We start from the raw sequence: 3598 nt of genomic DNA on the forward strand, positions 1-3598 counted from the left end.
ACCCACTCACAAAAGCGTTCCCAGACATTGGCGCTTTCGCGCTGCTGTAAGGTTGTTGTCATGGTTTTATGATTGCTGTATTTGGTTGTCAATGTTCGGATGATGTTTATATTATTAACGGTGTGGTTAAGGTTTGTAAAGGGGTTGAGCGACAGTTAAACTGATGACTGCGATTAGGAAAGCTGATGAGAGGAGAGACAGGGGCGATCGCCAGGGGTTTTGTTAAGAAAGTTGAGGGTTTTGCTTTCTGTCGGTCAGGTCGTGATACCTTTCTAAAACCTGAAAGCGGGAAAGTCCGGTGCAATTCCGGCGCTGTGCCGCAACTGTAAAAGTCAGAATGCCGATTTCGGGGGCGCTTTGTGGGCGTTTACTTTTGGATTCCCTGCGTAGCACGGGGAGGAGATTATTTGTTAGCTTTGACTGATTTGCCGACTTGTCCGGGTTTATTTTACGGTTCCCAAGCCCGAGACGGAGTTTTATCGAGAATGCGGATTCCGGGGGGAATTTTAAACGCGCAGCAGTGTTGGACGATCGCCGATTTGGCCGATCAATACAGTACCGGCTGTTTGCAAGTGACAAATCGGGCAAATTTGCAAATCCGAGAAGTGAACTCGGAAATTGCCCCGGAAGTCTGGAACCGCTTGCAGGAATTGGGGATAGCGTCTCGCCGCGTTGAAGTTGACCCGATTCGCAATATTATGGCAAGTCCGACAGCAGGGATCGATCGCCAGCAGTTACTGGATACTCGCCCGCTAGTGAAAGCTTGGGATGATTACCTGCAAACACATTCCGAGTTGTCGGAACTTTCGCCTAAGTTCAGTATTGGCTTCGACGGCGGGGAATCAGTTTCGATCCAGGCTTTACGCAACGATATTTTATTAGCTGCATGCGGTCGTTCAACCCAATCAGAAATCGTTTTTCGGCTGCATTTAAACGGCGATACAGGAATTTTAATCCAAGAATCGCAATGTATTTCCGTATTAGCCGCCCTCGCTAGCACCTATCTTGAATACACCAAAAACAGACCTCGAATTGATGGCAAAAAACCGCGTTTGCGTCACCTGCTGGCAGATTGGGGCGCTGAAAGTTATCTAGAAAGGGTACAGCAGAATTTACCATTTTTATGGCAATTCCCATCTTGCACCTTTCCCAAAAACAGCCAAGATGCCTCATCTGAAAAATCCCTCCCCCATCACCGACATCTCGGCATTCATCCTCAACGACAGTCCGGTTTCTCCTACATGGGAATTGCACTGCCTCTCGGTAGGCTAGAATCAAAGCAACTGCGGGATTTGGCGAATTTAGCCCAAAAGCTAGCCAGCGGTACCCTGAGACTTACGCCGTGGCAAAATCTGCTAATTTCTGATATCCCCAACTCCCAGCTTTTTGAGGTAAAACAGCAAGTCGCCGATTTGGGATTGCACTCGTCGGCGACTCGCCTAGATTCGTGCTTGGTGGCTTGTGCCGGCAGCAGTGGCTGTGCGTCGGCGGCGACAGATACTCAAAGTGACGCCCTAGCAATGGTGAGGGATTTAGCGCAAAAATTGACGCTCGACCTGCCGATTAACATTCATTTCAGCGGTTGCCAAAAGTCCTGCGCCCAGCACCAGCCCATTGATATCACGCTGGTAGGAATTCAGATTGAGCGAGGAGACGAGACGATCAAAGGTTACGACATTTATGCGGGTAGAAAAGATTTGCCCTTCGGACGAAAAATTTTTCAGGCGGTGAGTGCGATCGAGATGCCCGATGCGATCGAGCGAATGTTGCGAGTGTATCAGCGGTTTCGAGAGCCTGTGGAGTCATTGGGTGAGTTTGTCGATCGGCAGGCGATCGACCAATTGCAGGAGTTGGGGAGCACCGAAAATTGGAATTGAAAGTGAAAAAATATCCCATAAAAACAGACAAATTTTAAGCATTTCTCTTTCTATCTCTCTTGAGATTTCTTCCTTCGCGTCCTTCACGCCTTCGCGGTTCATTCAAAAAATCTATTTCACAAATTCCACAAAATTCCCATAGCAGTTTTAAACAATGATTGACTACATTCGAGACGGAACAGAAATCTACATTAAATCCTTCGCCACAATTCGAGCCGAAGCAGATTTGTCAAGCTTGCCGCCCGATTTAGAATCGGTAGCCGTGCGACTAATTCACAGTTGCGGCATGACCGATATTGTTGCAGATTTAGCAGCTTCCCCCGGTGCAGCCACCTGCGGACGCCAAGCCCTCTCTGCAGGTGCGCCCATCCTGTGCGATGCCCGGATGGTGGCTGAAGGCATCACTCGCAAACGCCTTCCGGCTGACAATCCGGTGATTTGCACCCTCTGGCATTCCGAAATCCCAGAGTTGGCGCGGCAAATAGGAAATACTCGATCTGCCGCGGCCCTTGATTTATGGCTGGACAACTTGCAGGGTGCGGTTGTGGCAATTGGCAATGCCCCGACTGCTTTGTTCCGACTACTGGAAATGCTGGATGCCGGAGCACCCAAACCGGCTTTAATTTTGGGTTTCCCGGTAGGATTTGTCGGGGCCGCCGAATCCAAAGCCGAACTGGCCGCCAACAGTCGGGGAGTGCCATTTATTACGTTGCACGGGCGGCGCGGTGGCAGTGCAATGGCAACGGCGGCCGTGAATGCGTTAGCGAAAAAGGATGAATTATGACTAAGGCTAGTGGTAAATTGTACGGTTTGGGTATTGGCCCTGGCGATCCAGAGTTGATTACTTTGAAAGCTTATCGGATTTTGCAATCGGTGCCGGTGATTGCCTATCCGGCGATGGAAAATGGTAAGGTGCTGGCGCGGGCGATCGTCGCAGATTATCTGCGCCCGGAGCAAATTGAGATTCCGATGCCGTTGCCTTTTAGTCCGACGCGATCGTCTCAACCTTATTATGATATTGCTGCGGAGAAAATTGCCGCACATCTGAGCGAGGGGCGGGATGTGGCGGTGCTATGTGAGGGCGAACCTTTTCTCTACGGTTCGTTTATGTATCTATTCAACCGTTTGTCGGGGACATTTACCACTGAAGTTGTGCCGGGAATTTCTTCGACAATGGCGAGTGCGGCTGCGTTGGGAGTGCCGCTGACTTATCGTAACGATGTGTTAAGTATTATGCCTGCGACGCTGGAGGCTGAGGTTTTGCGCGATCGATTGGCGGTTGTTGATGCTGCTGTGATTATTAAGCTGGGCCGGCATTTTGCGAAAGTCCGGGACGTACTGATTGAGTTGGGACAGTTCGATCGAGCACTGTATATAGAACGCGCAACTATGCCGAATCAGCGAATTCGGGCGATCGCAGATGTCGAGCCCGCTGAAGTTCCCTATTGGGCTCTCATTATGATACCTAGCCAGCAAAAGTCTGTATCTTAATATTTCCATGCCTGAAGGCGACGCGCTTCCAGGCTTTACATACTTTTTTGTGCATTCTTACCTGTTTATCCAGTTTTATTAACTTTGATAAGTTCAACTTATACTATTCATTAGTTAATCTGTTGTTAAAATACTTTACAAACCTTAGAATAGGCTTTATGTTTATTTACATGGCGGAACATAAAGCCGTCACGAACATTGAAAACCAAATAAAGCAATCATAAACAAAT

General features: G+C 48.9%; 3 protein-coding genes and 1 riboswitch. All 3 genes read left to right on the forward strand.

Going from position 1 to position 3598, the window contains the following annotated elements; all coding sequences use genetic code 11:
• Positions 1-271 precede the first annotated feature (271 nt).
• Positions 272-351, forward strand: a riboswitch (adenosylcobalamin-variant (AdoCbl-variant) riboswitch).
• A gap of 8 nt (positions 352-359) precedes the next feature.
• The 3 genes from cobG to QUA47_RS30435 all read left to right on the forward strand — a co-directional run bounded on the left by cobG (position 360) and on the right by QUA47_RS30435 (position 3368).
• The gene (gene cobG / locus QUA47_RS30425) at positions 360-1877 is read left to right on the forward strand and encodes a precorrin-3B synthase (RefSeq protein ID WP_333433563.1); all 1518 of its coding nucleotides are present in this window, start codon (positions 360-362) and stop codon (positions 1875-1877) included.
• A gap of 154 nt (positions 1878-2031) precedes the next feature.
• Complete coding sequence (locus QUA47_RS30430) at positions 2032-2661, forward strand: precorrin-8X methylmutase (RefSeq protein WP_333215135.1); 630 nt, start codon at positions 2032-2034, stop codon at positions 2659-2661.
• The gene (locus QUA47_RS30435; RefSeq protein ID WP_333433564.1) at positions 2658-3368 is read left to right on the forward strand and encodes a precorrin-2 C(20)-methyltransferase; all 711 of its coding nucleotides are present in this window, start codon (positions 2658-2660) and stop codon (positions 3366-3368) included. The genes QUA47_RS30430 and QUA47_RS30435 overlap by 4 nt, the downstream gene beginning before the upstream one ends.
• Positions 3369-3598 lie beyond the last annotated feature (230 nt).

This window comes from Microcoleus sp. MON2_D5, from assembly GCF_036701905.1.
In the GTDB taxonomy this organism is placed as follows: domain Bacteria; phylum Cyanobacteriota; class Cyanobacteriia; order Cyanobacteriales; family Microcoleaceae; genus Microcoleus.

Bases quoted from the DNA above. Each gene is read 5' to 3' on its own strand.
- QUA47_RS30435 (WP_333433564.1), top strand. From the start codon at position 2,658: ATGACTAAGGCTAGTGGTAAATTGTACGGTTTGGGTATTGGCCCTGGC.
- QUA47_RS30430 (WP_333215135.1), top strand. From the start codon at position 2,032: ATGATTGACTACATTCGAGACGGAACAGAAATCTACATTAAATCCTTC.